The sequence below is a fragment of the Burkholderia sp. MSMB1078WGS genome (assembly GCF_001528895.1).
GTDB lineage: Bacteria > Pseudomonadota > Gammaproteobacteria > Burkholderiales > Burkholderiaceae > Burkholderia.
Genome location: NZ_LPDI01000039.1, coordinates 72245 through 91439 on the forward strand (window position 1 = coordinate 72245; position 19195 = coordinate 91439).

A 19195-nucleotide genomic window follows, 5' to 3' on the forward strand; every position below is an offset into this window, starting at 1 on the left:
ATCCGGGAGAAAATGGAACGATGACCAAGGACGAACCTTGGCGACCCATTTTCGGCGGCGGCTCTCCGCTGGTCCAACGATCGAATTTGACTGGTGTTGCGCAGTCGTCACCACGAACTGCCGACCGGTACTTTCCTTTCCGAGATCGTTGCTCTCAGTGGCGAGCTCTTGCAGCCCGCTATCGCCCCCTCGCTCGCATTCGCTTGCGGTCGCCGACATCATCAGCGTGACGGCGCGCAACTCGATAACACTTCGCTCTCGTGCCGACCCTTATAAGGGAAACTCCGTAAGGCGCCAGGTCATCAAACGAGATTAACTTATATCAAACAAATTTTGACGGGAATTTATGTTCCTGATATGGTTTTTCCACTTGCAAAGTGTGACCACGTCTTATTGACGCTCGGCGAAACGATTGGCGCACGTCGCCAGTGGCTGAACCGGACGCTTGGTCAGTCCGCAAGGATCGCCGATATTCCCAGCTCGTCTTTTGTCGCAGGTGGAGCAGCCTCTGGTTTCGCCGCCGCCGACCTCGCTCGCAAGTATGACGCGAGCATGGAGTTCGACGGTCGAGCAGTGCGGCGCTTCCCCACACAAATTTGTAAGGATCACGAAATGATCGAACTCGATATGCCGCTTTGGCGAACATGACGCCGGCTTTCACGACCGAGACGACGTGCAAGCCGTGAATACGACAAAAGCCGTTTCAATCCATCCCGAAACCACACCTGACCGTGAAATGCAGATGAAAAACAAGAAAATCAACATCAGCGTCATCGCCGTTGCCGCCTTCGCAGCATCTTCGGCAGCCATGGCCCAGTCGTCGATCACGTTGTATGGCATGCTCGATGCCGGTATCGGCTATACGTCGAACATCAACGGCCACAGCCGGTTCGGCCTCGACGGCGGCGCCGCGGGTTCGAACAAGTGGGGCCTCAGGGGGCAAGAGGACCTTGGGGGCGGCCTCCAGGCGGTATTCAAGATCGAGAATGGTTTCAACATCGCGACAGGCGGCATCGGTGGCCAAGGGCCCATCGGTTCCACGCGTTCGCTGTTCAACCGCCAGGCCTACGTGGGTCTCGCATCCGATCAGTATGGCGCGCTGCGCATGGGTCGCCAGCTCGATGCCGTGACGGAAATGGTCCAGGTCCTGACGGGCGACGCCATTTCGGCGTCGACGTTCTCGACGCCGGGCGACGTCGACAACAACGACAACACGACGAACCAGAACAATGCGGTGAAGTACATCTCGCCGATCATCCACGGCTTCCAGGCTGAAGGCGCGTACTCGTTCGGCGGCGTTGCCGGTGCGATGGGCTCGGGTCAATCGTGGTCGGCGGCCGCGACCTACGCTCAAGGCGGCCTGACGGTTGCCGGCGGCTACTTTCACGCGGCCAACCAGGGCGAGAACGGATGGTTGAACGCAACCGCTCAACCGAGTTTCGGTGGTGCGCTCGGCTATCCGAGTTCGGGCTACAACGGCGGCAATGCGTTCAAGAGTGCGGGCATCGCACAAATCGCCGCCCAATACCAGGTGGGGCCGTACACGGCGGGCTTGCGCTACTCGAACGCTCAGTACCAGGGCAACGACGGCCAGCCGTCGATCCACTTCAACGTGCTGGGTGCGCTCCTGCAGTACCGGGTCACGCCGGCGCTGTCGCTGGCGACGGGTTACACGTATGTATACGGTTCCGCGGCCACGCCCACGCAAGCGGCCGAAGGCCGCACGATGGCCTCGATCAACCAGGTGTCGCTGGGTGCGACGTACTCGCTGTCGAAGAGTACCGCGCTGTACGCGATGGGCGCCTACGTCCATGCCAAGGGCGCGCAGGCTTCGGCTGCCGACTTTGGCAACACCTCGTCGGGCGGCAACCAGGTTCAGGTCAACATCGGCATGTTCCACGGCTTCTGATCGCCGATCCGCCAGTCCGGAGTAGTGGCCGCACTACTCCGGCGAAGCACGCTTCCTTTGGTAAAACCGATGCCCGGTTTTCAATCTCATCATCGGGAATCCAAATAAACCATTGGACTGCGTTTGCTCGCGGCGCAGCATCACCGCCCGCTCTGATCCGCGAGCCTGGCCCCCTCCTGATTCGCCATGCCTTCCATCCACGCATCGAACGCGGACACGGCCGCATCGTCGGCGCGATCGGCGTTCGTCACCAGCATGTAGTCGTCGGCGCGCCATACAGGCGATGCGATAGGACACACGAGGCGCCCCTCGGCAAGATCGCGCGCGATCAGCGGCAGCGACGCCAGCGCCACGCCGAGCCCCTCGACGGCCGCGCCAAGCTGAAGATTCACGTGATCGAATTCGACATGGCGCGCGGCTCGCAGATCGGAAGCACCCGCTTCCTTCAACCAGTGCGACCAGGCAGAGCGCGTCGTGGCCGAATGCAGCAGCGTGTGATGGCGCAGGTCGGTCGCGCTCTGTATCGGATGCTGGCGCAGCAATGCGGGATTGCAGGCCGGTACGCGCAGGTCGGGCATCAATGGGCGCGACACGACGCCCGCGCCTTGCTCCGGCCCGGAGCGGACACCGATATCGAAAGCGTCGGCGACATAGCGCAGCTTGCGCGATGTCGTCGACACCCTGACGTCGATGTCGGGATACCGCGAATGGAAATCGGCGAGCCGCGGCAACAGCCAGCAAAGCGCAAAGCTCATCGGCACGTTCACCCGCACGACACCCGATATCCGGTGCGCGAACGGGTTGTGGCGCAGCCGCACGACCGCGGTACCGAGGCGCTCGAACGCGTGGCTGACGTCGTTCAGCAACGCGGCCCCTTCGTCGGTCAGCACGACGCCACGCGGGCGCCGATCGAACAACGGCAGGCCGAACCAGTCCTCCAGCAACCTGATCTGTTTTCCGACGGCCCAATGGGTAACGTGCAGCTCCGCCGCGGCACCCGCGAAGCTGCCGTGCCGCGCAACCGCGTCGAAAGCGCGCAACGCATTGAGCGGGGGCAACTCGTCCCGATGCTTGGCGGCACCTCGATTTTCGTTCATGACGTGACTTTTTCTCTCTGTCGACGGGATTTTAGCTCAATTGAAACGGCTGGCATCCCGATCATAAAATTTGCACGTCGAACCTGAAAACCAGACCACGAGCAGGCTTCCATCCACCGCTCGTCCGGAGAGAATGACGATGCGCTTGCCGGTTTTTTCCCCTCCCGTCGTGCGGGAGACGTCACCATCGCGGCCGCGCGTGCTGTGGCTGTCCTGCATTGCCCATGCAATGCACGACGGCTATACGGACATGATCTACGCGTTGCTACCCGTGTGGCAGTCGGAATTCGGGCTCGACTTTGCAGCCCTGGCTATCTTGCGCGGCGTCTATGCCGGCACGATGGCGACGCTGCAGTTGTCCGCCGGACGTCTCGCACAACGCCTGGGCAGCCGCGCGACGCTCGCAGTCGGTACGCTGCTCGCCGCGCTCGGCTATGCGATCGCGGGCCTGTCGGGTGGCCTGCTCGGCCTGGGCGTCGCGCTGGCGATTTCGGGCGGCGGCTCCAGCACGCAGCATCCGATCGCATCGGGCGCCGTCTCCCGCATCTACGGGCGCGACGCGAGAGGCCCACTGAGCATCTACAACTTTTCCGGCGATCTGGGGAAATCGGCACTGCCGGCCGTCATTTCGCTGCTCGTCACGATGATGTCGTGGCGTCACGCGCTCTGGATCGTCGCCGGACTCGGCTGCGCCGTGGCCGCCGTCATCGCGCTCTGGTTTCCCGCCGTGCCGCGCGGCGCTGCAACGGCGCCTGCAAAAGAGCCTGCATCCGCTCGACGCGGCGGCACGGGGAGAAGCGGATTCGCCGCGCTGTTTTCCATCGGCGTGCTCGATACGGCCGTACGCATGGGACTGCTTACCTTTCTGCCTTTCCTGCTCCAGGCAAAAGGCGTCTCGCCTCACCTGCTGGGAACGGCCCTTGCACTCGTTTTCATCGGGGGTGCGGCCGGCAAATTCATGTGCGGCTGGCTCGGTGCGCGCATGGGAATGGTGAGGACGGTTCTGCTCACGGAGGGCGGTACGGCTGTGTGCATCGTCGCGACGATGTATCTTCCGTTGACGCTCACCATGGTGCTGCTGCCGATCCTTGGCATGATGCTCAACGGCACTTCGTCGGTGCTGTACGGAACCGTCCCGGAAATGTCTGCGCCCGAGCGCACCGAGCGCGCATTCGCGATTTTCTATACTGGGACGATCGCGTCGGGCGCGATATCTCCGGTTCTCTACGGTTTCCTGGGCGACAGGATCGGTGTGCACGGCGCCACGTATGCGACCGCGTTGACCGCGCTGGCGATTTTTCCGCTCGCCCTCGCACTGCGCCCGCATCTGACAAATCACTCGACAGGATGAACACCATGACGAAGTCTGACTACCCGAGCGTCGCCCTCGTCGGTCCGGGCGCAATCGGAACGACCGTCGCCGCGGCCCTTCATGAAGCCGGCCGCACGCCGGTGATCTGCGGCCGCTCGGCGCACGCGCAACTGAAGTTGCGCTTCGATGGCGGCGAGATCGTCGTGCCCGGGCCCGTGCTGACCGATCCGCAAGCGGTCGAGAAAAGGGTCGACGTCGTGTTCGTCGCGGTCAAGTCGACGCAGGTAGCAAGCGCGGCACCCTGGCTCGCCGCGCTATGCGATGCGAATACCGTCGTCTGCGTACTGCAGAACGGGGTCGAGCAAAAAGCCGCGTTCGCACCGCATGCGGCCGGCGCCGAGGTCGTGCCATCGGTCGTCTGGTTTCCGGCGCAGCGCGAACCGGATGCATCGGTGTGGCTGCGGGGCAAGCCTCGGCTCACCCTGCCCGATACGCCGGCGAGCAACGTGGTGGTGTCGGCTTTGCGCGGCACGCGATGCTCGCCCGAGGTCGCGGCGGATTTCATCTCGCTCGCGTGGCGAAAGCTTTTGCAGAACGCAGTGGCGGGGCTCATGGTGCTGACCGGCCGCCGCGCCGGCATGTTCTCGCGAAGCGACATCACCGACCTGTCGCTCACCTACTTGCGAGAATGTCTCGAGGTCGCGCGTGCGGAGGGCGCGAAGCTGGGCGATGACGTGCCGCAGGAGATCGTCGACGGATTCCATGGCTTTCCGCCCGATTTGGGTACGTCGATTCTTGCCGACCGGCAGGACAACCGCCCGCTCGAATGGGACTGCCGAAATGGCGTCGTGCAGCGATGCGGCCGAGCTCATGGAATTCCGACGCCGATCAGCGATCTGGTCGTGCCGCTTCTCGCGGCCGCCAGCGACGGGCCGGGCTGAGCGAATAGCGAGGAATGCTCTATCCGGCCGACCAGCGTGAGTCGATAAAGCGGGCAATGAGCCAGGGACAAGCAACCCTGTCGATTTTCGGACGTTGTCGCGTGATCCATTGCATGGCGGCCTCCGCGATCAGTGATGCAACAGCGGGTACACGATCAGGCCCATCACGGCGGCCGCGCCGACGATCACCGGCTCCGACAGCTTCTTGAACCTGACCAGCAGCACGATCGTCGCGAGCGCCATCAAGGCGGTGGGCACATCGACGATCGAACGTCGGGCCAGCACGATCACCGACCCCGTGATCGCGCCGACGGCCGCGGCGGTTACGCCGTCGACGAAGGCCAGAATCGCCGGCAGCCGGCCGTACTTCTTGAAGTACGGGGCAGGCAACACCGTGAACAGATAGCACGGCAGGAACGTGCCGGCTGCCGCCACGCACGCGCCAGGCAACCCCGCCACCAGATAACCGATGAAGCCGACCGTGATGACGACCGGGCCCGGCGTGATCATCGCGACCGCCACGGCGTCGACGAACTGCTTCTCGTCGAGCCAATGGTGCTCGGTGACCACGCCGCCATAGAGGAACGGCACGATCGCGAGCCCCGAGCCGAATACGAAGGCGCCGGCCTTCGCGAAGAAGGCGGCGAGTTGCGCGAGCTGCGGCCAAGCGCCGATACCGAGCCACGCACCGGTGGCGGAAACGGGCAACGCCATGGCCGCATTGACGCGCCGCTGGCGTAGCCACCTCGGCGGCGAGCGCGCGAACCAGACGAGCAGGCCCGCCGCGAGAAACAGCCACGCCTCTTCCGATTCGGTGATCACCGTCACGGCAACCAGTACGAGATAGATCGCCCACAGCAGCTTGTCGCGACCGATGCTCTTCGCGGTCAGTTTGCGCGCGCTGATCGCGATGATGCCGATCACCGCCGCGCCTACGCCGTAGAACACCGACTGCATCCACGTCAGCCCGCCAAATCGCGTATATGCGTAGCCCAGCAGCACCACCATCAGAAACGACGGCAGCACGAACGCGATCCCGACCATCGTGGCGCCCACGATACGGTAGTGCACGTAGCCGAGATAGATCGCCAGTTGCGCGGCAAGCGGGCCCGGAGCGAGTTGCGCGAGCGCCAGGCCTTCCTTGTAGTCCGCGTCCGCGATCCATTGTCGCGTGTCGACGAGATCCCGATGCATGTAGCCGGCGAGCGCAACCGGCCCGCCGAAGCCCGTCGCGCCGAGCCACGCGAAGTACAGGATCAGTTGCCACAGCGTATAGGCCGGGCGGTCTCGATGTGTATTCATGTTGCGGGCGAGCAGCAAGGTCAAGGGTTTCGATTGCCACGGAAATGTACGTACAACGAATCGAGTACGGCACCGATCTCGATCAGCAACGCATCGTCGTCGGCAAGGCGCTTGCGGGCACCCGCGAGGATGGCCTCGAATCCGCCGGCCTCCGGCACGGCGGCGCCCCCTACATCCAGCGCATGCACCATGGCCCCCAATCGGACGAGTCCGTCGTCGTCGCCGAGCCCGAAGCTCGCGACCAGCACCTCGAACGACACGCGATCGCCCACATGCGTGAACGGGGCGCCGTCGAAATCGAATCCGAGCGCATCGGCCGGACAATCGGCGAGGTTTTCCAGCCACACGAAGCGCGCATGCGGATCGATGAAACGCCGAATCAGCCACGCGCTGGCGACGCGATCCACCCACAGGTGACGACGCGTCGCCCACAACCGGCCCTGATATTGCGCAGGGTCGCGACGCGGGATGCCGCGTTGAGCGGCATGCGGCTCGCCGGGAGAGCGCAACGCTTCGACCGCGGCAGTGAAATCCCGCCATTGCGCATGCGCGCGCAGCGAGGTTTCGCCGGGAAAGAAATCGATGCTTCGAATGGCCTCGTACGTGCGAGCGTGGCGGCGTTGCAGGCGATTGAGATCGGCTACCGCCAGATCGGGCAGCGTCCTGCGGGCCTCCGAAAGCTCGGCGAGCCAGTCTGCGTAATCTTCCGCGCGATCGAACAGCGACTTGTACGCGCTTTCGTCCGCCGGGTCGTCCGCGCGGACATCCAGCAACCACGCGTGCCCGCCGCTGTGACGCGCGTCGTCGGCCAGGTCACGCAACTGCACCGCCTGCTCGGCCTGCGCCGGCAACAGGTATGCCCCATCCCGGAGCGCGCCGCAGCCGAGCGCCTTGACGGTCCGCCAGATACGCATGCGGGCAGTCGCGCCGGTGGTCGGCAGGCTGACGATCAACAGGAGCCAGGAAGTCGGGACGGGATTCATGAGGGCAGCATAATTGCCCGTCACGAACACTGCAATTCAGTAGATGTCGCTACAAAGTTCCGGCAGCATGCAGTTCCACTCGACGCGTGAAGCGGGAAAGCAAAAATAACGACCGTCAACGACGCCCGCGCCATCCGGATCGACATATCGACGAAATGGACGGAACATCCGGTATCACGTGAACGCCGAAGCCGCGCGCGACGACATCGGACAGTGCGCATCGCGCCTTCATCGAGTGCGCGCCAACTGACGGCCGATCGCCGCGTCGCCGGCCCGCAACCCCTATCGAAACCGAATGGGTGATCGACGTCGCGGGACGACGTTACGATATCCTGCGAATCGAGCGGTTCAACGCATACACTGTAAGCACGCCACGGCGAACTCCCGCCGATTCATCGCACGCTTTCCCCGACACCGTTCCGAACGCAACCGGACGGCAAACGCAGCTCGCACACGATACCGTCCAATGACAATCGATCCCGGCTCCATTCCTTACTATCTCGTCCTTCGGGCCGGCTGGCCGCCCTATGTGTTGAATTCGGATCGCCAGGTGCTCCGCCGTCAGGCGAGCCCGCTATTGCTGGCATTCGCGCGCACGCGCGGAGCGATCGCACATGTCGACGGCAGCGCATGGAACGTCTTCTCCGACAACGAGGGGCTCACGATAGTCGAACGTCGCGAGACCGGGTTCTTTTCGTTGGTCGCGGGAAACGAAACCGAACGTCAGCTGCATTTGCTGACGACGCTCTGACGCCGTCGCCGTGACCGCGCATCGCGCGGCGCGACGTGCATGCCGGCAAGCGCTCGGCGCCGACGAAGAAGCGTCACGCATTCCGCCCCCCGGGGCCGAAAGCGCTTGACACATCTCCGGACGACGCGTACTGTCGGCCGCGGAAGTATTCAAGAAGCGCGATTGCTGCTCATCATCGACCGCAGCCTGCGGTATTCGTTGTCCTCTCCCTCCTTGATTATTTTTTCCTCGTCCATTCTGGGCATATTCGCTCGTTCATTTTTCAGGATATCTAACATGGATACCGGTACCGTCAAGTGGTTCAACGACAGCAAAGGCTTCGGCTTCATCACCCCCGACAAGGGCGGCGACGATCTGTTCGCCCACTTCTCCGAGATTCGCAGCGACGGCTTCAAGACCCTCGCGGAAGGTCAGAAAGTCAGCTTCGAAACGAAGAACGGCCCCAAAGGCCTGCAGGCATCGAACATCACCCCGCTGTAATCGCCGAACCGTCTCGGCCCCGTTCACCGAGCGGCACATCGCTGCCGCTTCGCATGCCACGCCTTCCGTCGCAGGCAATGCGACTCGACGCAGGCCAGGCGCGGCCGTCCGCTTCGCATCCGGGCATCGATCGCCGCGCGCACGTTCAATCGCGCGAGCGCGATCGGCGCGCGTCGCGCTCACCGAACCGCGCAAGCGGCGCAGCAGGAGAACCCGCATGACCCGAAACCAGCCTCGCGGCAACAAGGTGCCTCCGCGTGCCAAGCAAGCCATGACCCTGCCGAAGCTGGGCACCGCCTTGAACTGGGTGCCGCCCCAACCGCCCGCCGTCGCGAAATCGCGCGCGAAGAAACGCCCGCTTGCTGCGCAATAGTGCACGCGAAACCGGGCAACGCACTCGATGAAGTACTCCCCGGCCGAAGATTCCGCGCGACACCGGAAAACGGCGTGACGGCCGCGGCGTACGGATCGGAATGCACGCGCCGGCAGCGTGTCCGCAGTCCGGCCACCCACCCGTCGCACCATGTGCCGGTGCGTGCTTGCACCAACCGGAATAAATTGGACGTTCGACAAACGATGCGCGTATGATGGGTGCATCCGAGCGATCAATCGTCCTTTGACCGTTCGCCCCTCCACCCGCCCGCTTGCTGCATCGCCCCTCCTTCGCGCTGCAACGTTGTTCCCTTCACCCACTGGCCCGCCCCGCAACGGGAATACTGGCCGGATGTGTTCGCCCATGCGACTCGTCATGGCCGAACGCCAGGAGTTTCTCATGAGCATGCACGTCTACCGTGGATTCGAGATTTATCCGCTGATCTACCCTCATGTGCCGGCGCTGAATGGCTGCCCGCATAACTACGATGCCGGGTTCGACGCGGCAGTCAAGATTTGCCTTCGCGGCACCACCGATACGCTGACGCAGAGCCAGACTTTCAGACTGGGCGACGCATCCCCATTCGACAACGCCGGCGACGCCCGTCGCGCGTCGGTGCGCTTCGCCGAGAACATCATCGACGACAATCGCGACAAGCAGGGGTTCTTTGCCAGCCCGCGCTGAAGCGGCTCGTCGGTACAGCACCATTTTTCTGCATTTTGGAGAGCGAAATGATCATCGACGAACTGCTCGGCATGATCGGACGACATGAAGTCACCCGGCTCGACACCGTCATCCCCGCCGGAATCGCCGATTCAGCGATGTGCCACCAACCGGAGCTGCACATGTTCATGGCGGTACGTGCGTTATCGATCGGCGCAGGATATTCGGAATTCGAATCCGACGAGATAGCAAGCGCCGTCATGACACGGCTCGGCTAGCTTTCCGTTCAAACCTTTTCCGACAGGATCTACATGACGACAATTACGCTGAAGCTCGACGAACCGATCGATGTCGCGCTGCGACGATTCCGGCGCGGTGTCGAGAAAACCGGGTTGATCCGCGAGTTGCGCAGCCGCACCGGCTACGAGAAGCCCACGACGGAGCGCAAGCGGAAGAAGGCCAGCGCCGTTTCCCGGCAGCGCTCGAGGGCGAAGCGCATGTTGCCGCCCCGAAAAATGTACTAGGGGAGAACGTCGTGCACAACATGCCGGCCGAGGCGCCTCCGTTCTTCCCCCTGACGAAATGCGAAGTCGATTTCGATCATCGGAGCGACATGGTGACGCTGCTGCCGAGCTTCTATGCATTCGGGTGCGAGTACACCAGCCGCGGATTGCTGATCGGGCGCAGCGATGCGCTCAAACTGATTGCCGCGATCGAGAAGGCGCTCAGCGTTCAGGGGTGAGCCGACACCCGGCGCAACCGCGAGTATCGACGATCACAAGACGGACCATGCGAGGCCGGACCAGGTACGTAGATTTGCGCTACTTCCTCGTTGTCATGCAACTCGTCACCCGCAGGCAGACGCGCGAGTGGCTTTCACCGTTCCAGCTCGTCGAATCGCTGCAAGCGTGGCGGGTCATCCATCGCGCGAAATGCGAGTGGCGCGACCGCGTCTGGATAGGCCACGCCTCGCTTCAGATCGCGAAATCGGCCCGCTCGGCCGATTGCGCCGCATTCGCGGAACCGCTCCGGGTGATAAGCTCGGCATCGACGCGCTGTCGCGCAGCCCGTCCCCCTATGACCCTACGCCTCCCGCGAGTCCGCTCATGTCCATCGCTCCCGCTATCGTCTCCGCCTTCACTCCCACCGGCAAGCTCCGCGCATCGATCAACCTCGGCAACCCGATCCTCGCTAACCGCGACCCGGCAACGGGCGAACCGTTCGGCGTCTCGATCGACCTCGCCCGTGCATTCGCCGAGCGCCTGTCGGCCGACCTGGAACTCGTGGTATTCGACGCCGCAGGCAAATCGGTGCAGGCGCTGACCGAAGAGCGCGCCGATTTCGGCTTCTTCGCGGTCGATCCGCTGCGCGGCGAAACCGTCGCGTTCACCGCGCCGTATGTGCTGATCGAAGGCTTCTATCTCGTGCCGGACGCGTCGCCGATCCGCACCAACGCGGACGTCGACCAGCCGCACAACCGCGTGGCCGTCGGCAAGGGCAGCGCGTACGACCTGTTCCTCACCCGCGAACTGAAAGCCGCGCAGATCGTGCGCGCCCCGACGTCGCAGGCCGTCGTGTCGACGTTCGTCGAGCAGCAACTGGAAGTGGCGGCCGGCGTGAAGCAGCAGCTCGAGGCCGACGCCGCGAAAACGCCCGGCCTGCGCCTGCTCGACGAGCGCTTCATGGTGATCCGGCAGGCGATGGGCGTGCCGAAGAGTCGCGGCGACGCGGCCGCCGCCGAGCTGAACGCATTCGTCGAGGAAATGAAGGCGTCGGGCTTCGTCGCCGATTCGCTGCGCCGGCACGGCATCACGGGCGCATCGGTCGCGCCGGCCGCCTGATCGGAAACTGCGGGCTCCGCGGCATGCGCCCCCGACCCGACGACAACTCGGGCGTACACCATCGCCCGATACCCGAACAGCGTCGAGTCACGCACCCGGCGAATCGTCGTCTCGTTGACCGGCCGGCAGCGTTCGTCGACCAGGCCGTCGTACCGACTAATTGATCGACGCGGCGCGCCGTCGCGCGTCGACGATTGGCCCGAACAAGCGGATCGGTCCGCTTCCATCGATCACAAGCCTGCGATCGTCGAGCGCCTTGCCGCAGCGACGATCAAACGTCTGTCGTCGCATGACAAACCCTTACCCTTGTGCGAAAATCCGCCGACATTTGAGGCCGCTCATTGTCACAACGGCAGCGGACCCTATCGCCGAATCGGAAAAATTTGCTCGCCACATTGCCGGTGAGCGCATCCGGATTCGCTACGTGAAACGCGCCGCGCCCCGCGGCCGACCCAAGCACAATCGAAACACTTGCAGCCTGACGAGGGCATGGCAACCATGAGCACCCCGATGCTGAGAGCCCGGCAGAACGCCCTTAAACATGCGCGACGATTGCCTCAATTCGTTCCTCCGCGCGCGCCCTGCTCCGGCATGGTTCGACATCGGATCCCGAACGCGAAGGCTCGCCGCAAATGGCCGTGACTGCATAACGCGGTCGCCGCACGCGCTTGCTGCAGCAGTGCGTGCATCGGGTGCCGCGGTTCGATGTTTTCTCCCGCGAGGGCGCAGCACGCATGACGCCCCCGCTCCTCCGCAGTGCCGGAGCGTTGTGCCTGTCGGCCTGGCGGCGACACGCGCCGTCCGCGCATCGCCCGTGCGCCGCGCCGCGCTGAAGACGAAGTGAAGACGTGTGCGGTATCGCCCACGTGCTGATGACAAGGATGAAGCCGCGATGCGTGTGCTGATAGTCGAAGATGATCCCGTTCATGCGAAAGCCGCGGCGCGCGTCGTGGCCCCGCTCGGACACGAAGTGGTTGAAGTGCACGACGGCGAGTCGGCGCAACGACTGTTGCGCGCGCAGCCGTTCGACCTCGTGATCCTGGACTGGCTGCTGCCGACGATGAGCGGCTTCGAAGTGCTGTACTGGATTCGCCGCACGCTCGGCACGTCGCCCGCCGTGCTATTCGTGACGAGCAAGACGCTCGAAGACGACATCGTGCTGGCAATGGATGCCGGCGCCGACGACTACGTCACGAAGCCGTTTCGCGTCGCCGAACTCGCGAGCCGGGTGAACGCGCTGTTGAAACGCTCGGCGCGCGATATCGACGGCTTCGGCCTCATCGGCGCGGGCGACTACGTGCTGAACCCGCGCGAACGCACGATCCTGCTGCGCGGCGTGCCGGTCAAGCTGACGCCGAAGGAATTCGACCTCGCCGAACTCTTTTTCACCAACATCGGCAAGCTGCTGTCGCGCAAGCTCGTCTGCATGAGCACGTGGGGACGCGAGCTCGATCCGGATTCGCGCACGCTCGATACCCATATCTACCGGATACGGCAAAAGCTCGAACTCGGTCCCGAGAACGGGTTGCGCCTGAGTTCCGTCTACACACACGGTTATCGCCTCGAAGCCGTGCCGTCGGCCCGCGATCACGCCGGCGCGTCGCCGCACCGCGTTCCGCTCGCGCAGCCGGCGTCGCCGCCTCCGCTGACGCCCGCCGGGTTCGAGTGCGAGTGAGGCCGCCGTCAACGCACACGCTTTACGATGAATCACCCGTGATGCTTGCCGACGATGCGCGTATGCCAGGCGGTTTCATGCGCGAATGTATCGTGACGGGTGCATTCGTGCTGCTGCTGTGCGCGACGCTGACGACGTCCGGCGCGCTGCGTCGCGCCGACCTGTTCTTCTTCGACGTCGTGCAGCCGCTGCTGCAGCGGCCGTCGCCGCAGAAGATCGTGCTGATCGCGATCGACGGTGCGAGCGCGAAGGCGCTCGGCGGATGGCCGGTCAAGCGTGCCGATTACGCGACGTTGATCGACCGGCTGACCGCGGCGGGTGCGGCCGCCATCGGGCTCGACGTCGCGTTCACGCATCCGGGCAGAATCCTGCCTGCCGGCGACGCGTGGCTGGCGAGCGCGATCAAGCGCAATGGCCGCGTGGTGCTGCCGGCCGTGGTGGCCGACGACGATGGGGACGGCTTGCCGAACGTGGTGCCGCCGCTCGAGCCGATCGCGCGCGGCGCATTCGCGATCGCGCAGGTCAACGCCGCGCCGAACGCGGATGGCGTGTCGCGCAGCTTCTATCTGCGCGAAGGGCCCCCGACCATCGACTACGAGCACATGAGCGCTTCCCTGCTCCGCGCGAGCGGCGTGCCGTTCGAGGAGTGCGACGAACCGCCGGCACATCGCGACATTCACTGGACCAGCGCATGCCGCCGCTACGTGCCGCTCGGTTCCGCCCCGTCGTATTACACGGTCCCCTTCGTCGACGCCCTCGAAGGCCGCGTCGATCCCGGCTTGCTCAAGGACGCGATCGTGCTCGTCGGCCCGACCTCGGGCACCGCGGATACGCACTTCGTCACGCCGGGCCGGGAGCCGCCGCCGCGCGCCGGCGTCGAGTTCGTCGCGCAAGCCACTTACGCACTCGCGAGCGGCTCGCTTGTGCGCACCGCATCGTGGGCCAACCAGGTGCTGTTCAGCCTGTCGGTGTTGCCGTGGCTTTGCGCGGCATTATTCGCGCTCGGCCCGCGCGCCGCGCTGCTCGCTTGTACGGCCATCGCACTGGCCACATGCGCCGCGTCGCTGGTCGTTCTGAAGACCGCGCATCTGTTCTGCTTTCCCGCCACCGCGGTCGCCGCGTGCTTGCTTGCGTACGCGCTCAGCGCATGGCGGCGGCAGGAAACGTTGCTGCGCTATCTGACCCGCGAAGCGGAACGCACGATCGCCGACCCGTGTCTGCCGGGCGACGCGCCCGCTCCCACGGACGCGATCGATCCATTCCGCCGGCGGGTGATCGTGATGACCGCGATGATCGCGCGCCTGCGGCGCTCCGCACACCTCATTTCCGAATGGATGAACAGCCTGCCCGAAGCCACGCTCGTCGCGTCCGGTTCGGGCGCGGTGCTGCTCGCGAACCGCCGGGCGCTCAGGTTGTACGAGACGGAAGCAGCGCGGCACGGTTCGCCGCCGCCCGCCACCGGCCGCCATGCGGCGCACGTGCTGCACGAGATGACCGCCTCGGACGACGCGGCGCACTACGTCGAGCGCGCGCTGCAAACGCTGGCCGAACGCAACGGCATCACGCCGTCGAACGAACCTGCCGCACCGATGGACGGCATCGAGATCGTCGACGCGAAGCAGCGCTCGCTGCTGGTGAAATGCGCGGTCGTGCCCGCGCGCGAAGCAGGCGACGCGATGCTGATCTTTCACGTGGCGGACGTCACGCCGATGCGCGCCGCCGAACGTCAGCGCGATACCGCGTTGCGCTTTCTGTCGCACGACATGCGTTCGCCGCAGGCCGCGATCCTCGCGCTGATCGAGCAACGTCTCGAAGCGCCGGCTTCGTTGCCCGAAGCACGGTTCATCGATCTCGTCGGCCACTACGCGCGCACGACGCTCACGCTCGCCGACCAGTTCCTGTTGCTCGCTCGCGCGCAGGCGCGCTCGGCGAAAGCGACGAAAGTCGATCTCGCGCCGCTGCTCGCCGACGCGACCGACGATATGTGGGCACATGCGAGCGCGAAGCGGATCAAGATCCGGTTGATCGCGGAACCGGGGATGCTCGTGATCGCCGATGCGCTGCTGCTGCGCCGCGCATTCGCGAATCTGATCGACAACGCGATCCGGTTCAGCCCGGAGGGTTCGACCGTGACCGTCGCGGCCGGCGAAAGCGACGAACGCTGGCGCGTGACGGTCGCCGATACGGGCGTCGGCATCCCGGAACATCAATTGCCGAACCTGTTCACCGAGTTTTTTCGCGTCGACGCGAGCGGCGCGACGGCCGGGCATGGCCTCGGGCTCGCGTTCGTCAAGCAGGTGGTCGACGCGCTGGGCGGAGAAATTCGTGTCGATAGCGCGGTCGGACGCGGGTCCGTCTTCACGCTGCTGCTCCGTCGAAACACCGCCCGCCGCGACGGTTGAAAATCGAGCCCACGGCACCGCGCACGACGCATTCCGTAATTTTTTTCATTTCCCATTGGCCGGGAAGCGCCCCGCGCATGGTTACCGCGCCGTGCGGCGACATCGCCATTTCGTCAATTTAAAAATTTTACGGTCTTTCGTGCATATCACCGCTTATCCGCACCGGCCCGCATTGGATTGTTTTTTTGTTGTTAAAAACCATCGCAAACGATCGGAATCAACCCGTCCTCCCAGTCGACCGATACGCCGGAAATCCACGCAATACGGTCGCTCGCGGCCGCTCGTTTTCTTTGTTCACATTTAGTTCACAATTATTCAGATTTTCTCGCTCTCTTGCCAGAATACCTTTCCCTTATTCTACGGATCAGCGGATTCTTGCCCGTTTCGATTAATCGAATTGCCCTTGAAAAGGCATAGAAAATTCGATTTGTTTAATCGCGCTCTTTCACCTTTCCGGGGTAATCGATTGATCGAAATCTCCTTTTCACAAGACCGCGCTTCCCGATAAATACAGTTTTCACACGGCTCGACAGACATTCCACGCATCCGGCATTCCTGGCTGGCCCGGTACGTGGATGGCGCGCGCCGCTTACCGGCAGAAATCCATGAATAGAACTTACCGCACTGTGTGGAATGCGGCACGCGGCGCAATCGTCGCGGTATCCGAACTCGATCGGGCCCACGGCAAGGGCAAAGCCGGTGCCGGAGCCCGAGCCGTCGCGCGCGGCACCGGCGCGGCGGCCGCGCTCAAGTCCGTGACGCTTGCCGTGCTCGGCAGCATGGCGATGTGGTCGGGCGGTGCGGCCGCGCAGGTCGCGATTTCCGGCACGAATTGCCCGGGCTCGGCGACCGCGACGACGAACAACGGCATTGCGATCGGCTGCGGCACGAACGCCGCGCTCGCGAGCGGTGAGATCGCGATCGGCGGGAACGTCACGGCGAGCGGCGTCAACAGCACGGCAGTCGGCATCTTTTCACAGGCGTCCGCCCAGGCTGCATCGGCGTTCGGTACGTCGGCGAACGCGAGCGGCAGCAATTCCGCTGCGCTCGGGCCGGGCGCGAAGTCGTCGGGCGCATCGAGCGCCGCGGTCGGCCCCTTCGCGAACGCGTCCAATGCAGCCGCATTCGCGGGCGGCAACGCCGCGGCCGCCTCCGGCTCGGCCTCGGTGGCCATCGGATCGGCATCTGCGGCATCCGGCGACAATTCGATCTCGGTCGGCCAGAGCGCAGTGGCGGACAGTCTGAACGCAGCCGCGGTCGGCAACGCCGCGCAGGCCACTGCTACGGGCGCCGTCGCGTTCGGCAGCACCTCGACGGCTTCGAGCGCCAACGCAATCGCGGTCGGTTACCAGTCGACTGCCACCGGCACGAATTCGATGGGGATGATGACGAACGCCGTCGCCAGCGGCACGCAATCGATTGCGGTCGGCACCAACAGCAAGTCGTCCGGTACGTCGTCCATTGCGCTCGGCCCGACCGCGCAGGCCACGAATGCAGCCGCGACCGCTGTCGGCAATGCCGCGAAGGCAACCGGCAACACGTCGCTCGCGATCGGCGGCCAGGCACTCGCGAGCGGCGATGGCACCGTGGCGGCCGGCGCGGGCGCAGGCGCGGGCTCCACGACCGCCAATACCGGTTCGGTCGCGGTCGGTCTCGCAACCGGCACACTCGTGAGCGGCGCGCAGAACACCGCGATCGGCGGCGGCATCGCGAGCGCGATGCGCGGTGCGGGTTCGGGCGTCACCGGCACGCGCAACGTCGCGCTGGGCAGCGGAGACGGAACCGTCACGTATGACGGCACGCTCGCGGCTTCCGCCGGAAACCTCGTGTCGGGCAACGACAACGTCGCGATCGGCACCAATGCGGGCATCGGCGTCACCGCGAGCGGAACCACGTCGGTCGGTCTGAATGCGAACGCATCGGGTACGAACGCGATCGCGATGGGCGTAGGCGCCCAGGCGAGCGGCGTGAACAGCCTGAGCATCGGCACGGGCAACGTCGTCAGCGGCGCGAACTCCGCCGCGATCGGCGATCCGAGCACCGTCACCGGCTCGGGTTCGTATTCGCTCGGCAACAACAACACGATCAACGCGAACAACGCGTTCGTCGTCGGCAGTGGCGTGTCCGTGCCGGCCGCCCTCGACGGCGCGGTCGTGCTCGGCAACGCGTCGACGGTGTCGGCCGCCGTGCAGACGCCCAGCGCCGTCATCGGCGGAACCACGTACAACTTTGCCGGCGGCACGCCGGCGGGCGGCGACGTGGTGAGCGTCGGCTCGGCCGCCGCGCCGCGGCAGATCCAGAACGTCGCCGCCGGCCAAATCAGCGCGACCTCCACCGATGCGATCAACGGTAGCCAGCTCAATGCGTCGAATCTGGCGATCGACTCGCTGTCGACGTCGACGGCGTCCAGCATCACGTCGTTGTCCACGTCGACTTCGACCGGCATCGGCTCGTTGTCCACCGGTATCGGTTCGTTGTCGACCGGCTTGAGTTCGACGACCAGCTCGATCACGTCGCTGTCCACATCGACGTCTACGGGCATCGGTTCGCTGTCCACCGGTCTCAGTTCGACGACCAGTTCGATCACGTCGCTGTCCACGTCGACGTCTACGGGCATCGGTTCGCTGTCCACCGGTCTCAGTTCGACGACCAGTTCGATCACGTCGCTGTCCACGTCGACGTCCACGGGCATCGGTTCGCTGTCCACCGGCCTGAGCTCGACCAACAGCACGGTCACCTCGCTGTCCACATCGACCTCGACTATCGTCGGCTCGCTGTCCACTGGCCTCAGTTCGACCAACAGCACGGTCACCTCGCTGTCCACGTCGACCTCGACTATCGTCGGCTCGTTGTCCACCGGCCTGAGTTCGACCAACAGCACGGTCACCTCGCTGTCCACGTCGACCTCGACGATCGTCGGCTCGTTATCCACCGGCCTGAGTTCGACGAACAGCAACCTGACGTCGCTGTCCACGTCGACGTCGACCGTCGTCGGCTCGCTGTCCACCGGCTTGAGCTCGACCAACAGCTCGATTACGTCGCTGTCGACAGCGACGTCGACCAGCATCGGTTCGTTGTCGACCGGCTTGAGTACGACCAACAGCTCGATCACGTCGCTGTCTACCGGACTGTCGAGCACGGACAGCAACCTCACGTCGCTGTCGACTGCCACGTCGACCGGCATGAGCTCGCTGTCGACGGGCTTGAGCTCGATCGCGAACAACAACACGAACCTGGGCAACAGCACGGCCGGCGCGATTGGCGGCGGCGCCACCTACGATCCGACCACCGGCGCGATCTCGGCGCCGTCGTACGTGACGTACAACAGCGACGGTTCGACCACGATCAACAACAACGTCGGCTCGGCGATCGACAACATCAACGCGCATGGCATCAAGTACTTCCATGCGAATTCGACCGCACCCGACAGCCAGGCGGTGGGCGTCGACAGCGTCGCGATCGGCCC

The 19195-nt window shown here is 64.7% G+C and carries 18 protein-coding genes and 1 pseudogene; 15 read left to right on the top strand and 4 right to left on the bottom strand.

What is annotated here, in order from left to right; all coding sequences use genetic code 11:
• The first annotated feature begins 357 nt into the window (after positions 1-357).
• Both WT24_RS34270 and WT24_RS10535 read left to right on the top strand, forming a co-directional pair.
• Positions 358-648 carry a hypothetical protein gene (locus tag WT24_RS34270; RefSeq protein WP_156441779.1) on the top strand — a complete coding sequence of 97 codons (291 nt, stop codon included), beginning with the start codon at positions 358-360 and terminating at the stop codon, positions 646-648.
• Between the two features lie 94 nt (positions 649-742).
• Entirely contained in the window at positions 743-1909 is a 1167-nt protein-coding gene (locus tag WT24_RS10535) for a porin (protein ID WP_059500077.1), read from the top strand.
• A 140-nt stretch (positions 1910-2049) separates the two neighbouring features.
• On the opposite strand, the gene gcvA is transcribed toward WT24_RS10535, so the two are convergent.
• Positions 2050-3006: a transcriptional regulator GcvA gene (gene gcvA, locus WT24_RS10540; RefSeq protein ID WP_059780690.1), complete on the bottom strand. Its 957-nt coding sequence runs from the start codon at positions 3004-3006 to the stop codon at positions 2050-2052.
• Positions 3007-3145: 139 nt separating this feature from the next.
• Between gcvA and WT24_RS10545 the strand changes: the two genes are divergently transcribed.
• Both WT24_RS10545 and WT24_RS10550 read left to right on the top strand, forming a co-directional pair.
• Complete coding sequence (locus WT24_RS10545) at positions 3146-4357, top strand: MFS transporter (protein ID WP_060033361.1); 1212 nt, start codon at positions 3146-3148, stop codon at positions 4355-4357.
• Positions 4358-4362: 5 nt separating this feature from the next.
• Positions 4363-5259 carry an oxidoreductase gene (locus WT24_RS10550; protein ID WP_060033358.1) on the top strand — a complete coding sequence of 299 codons (897 nt, stop codon included), beginning with the start codon at positions 4363-4365 and terminating at the stop codon, positions 5257-5259.
• Between the two features lie 40 nt (positions 5260-5299).
• Here the strand turns inward: WT24_RS10550 and WT24_RS32525 are convergent.
• The 3 genes and pseudogenes from WT24_RS32525 to WT24_RS10560 all read right to left on the bottom strand — a co-directional run.
• A pseudogene (locus WT24_RS32525) lies at positions 5300-5374 on the bottom strand (chromate resistance protein ChrB domain-containing protein); the annotation flags it as partial.
• Positions 5375-5388: 14 nt separating this feature from the next.
• Positions 5389-6561: a chromate transporter gene (locus tag WT24_RS10555; protein ID WP_060033364.1), complete on the bottom strand. Its 1173-nt coding sequence runs from the start codon at positions 6559-6561 to the stop codon at positions 5389-5391.
• Positions 6562-6581: 20 nt separating this feature from the next.
• Entirely contained in the window at positions 6582-7544 is a 963-nt protein-coding gene (locus WT24_RS10560) for a chromate resistance protein ChrB domain-containing protein (RefSeq protein ID WP_059793709.1), read from the bottom strand.
• Positions 7545-8010: 466 nt separating this feature from the next.
• On the opposite strand from WT24_RS10560, the gene WT24_RS10565 reads away from it, so the two are divergent.
• From WT24_RS10565 to WT24_RS34275, 11 genes are all read left to right on the top strand, one after another.
• Positions 8011-8295, top strand: coding sequence for a hypothetical protein (locus tag WT24_RS10565; RefSeq protein ID WP_059500065.1), 285 nt, complete (start codon positions 8011-8013; stop codon positions 8293-8295).
• 276 nt (positions 8296-8571) lie between these two features.
• A complete protein-coding gene (locus WT24_RS10570; protein ID WP_027786486.1) occupies positions 8572-8775 on the top strand; it encodes a cold-shock protein in 204 nt (67 codons plus the stop codon).
• A gap of 217 nt (positions 8776-8992) precedes the next feature.
• Positions 8993-9148 (top strand): hypothetical protein, encoded by a 156-nt coding sequence (locus tag WT24_RS34860; RefSeq protein WP_179949335.1) that lies wholly within the window; start codon positions 8993-8995, stop codon positions 9146-9148.
• A 399-nt stretch (positions 9149-9547) separates the two neighbouring features.
• Positions 9548-9832 carry a hypothetical protein gene (locus WT24_RS10575; protein WP_059500082.1) on the top strand — a complete coding sequence of 95 codons (285 nt, stop codon included), beginning with the start codon at positions 9548-9550 and terminating at the stop codon, positions 9830-9832.
• 47 nt (positions 9833-9879) lie between these two features.
• On the top strand, positions 9880-10089 hold the full coding sequence (locus WT24_RS10580; protein WP_059500066.1) for a hypothetical protein: 210 nt from the start codon (positions 9880-9882) through the stop codon (positions 10087-10089).
• 33 nt (positions 10090-10122) lie between these two features.
• On the top strand, positions 10123-10335 hold the full coding sequence (gene rpsU, locus WT24_RS10585; protein ID WP_059500067.1) for a 30S ribosomal protein S21: 213 nt from the start codon (positions 10123-10125) through the stop codon (positions 10333-10335).
• 11 nt (positions 10336-10346) lie between these two features.
• The gene (locus tag WT24_RS10590; protein WP_059500068.1) at positions 10347-10553 is read left to right on the top strand and encodes a hypothetical protein; all 207 of its coding nucleotides are present in this window, start codon (positions 10347-10349) and stop codon (positions 10551-10553) included.
• A 364-nt stretch (positions 10554-10917) separates the two neighbouring features.
• The gene (locus tag WT24_RS10595; RefSeq protein ID WP_060033335.1) at positions 10918-11652 is read left to right on the top strand and encodes an ABC transporter substrate-binding protein; all 735 of its coding nucleotides are present in this window, start codon (positions 10918-10920) and stop codon (positions 11650-11652) included.
• 892 nt (positions 11653-12544) lie between these two features.
• Positions 12545-13327: a response regulator transcription factor gene (locus WT24_RS10600; RefSeq protein WP_060033339.1), complete on the top strand. Its 783-nt coding sequence runs from the start codon at positions 12545-12547 to the stop codon at positions 13325-13327.
• A 41-nt stretch (positions 13328-13368) separates the two neighbouring features.
• Positions 13369-15729, top strand: a complete 2361-nt coding sequence (locus WT24_RS10605; RefSeq protein WP_156441782.1) for a CHASE2 domain-containing protein — start codon at positions 13369-13371, stop codon at positions 15727-15729.
• A gap of 575 nt (positions 15730-16304) precedes the next feature.
• Positions 16305-19195, top strand: a 2891-nt coding sequence (locus tag WT24_RS34275) for an ESPR-type extended signal peptide-containing protein (RefSeq protein WP_156441780.1), incomplete at its 3' end; no start/stop codon positions are given.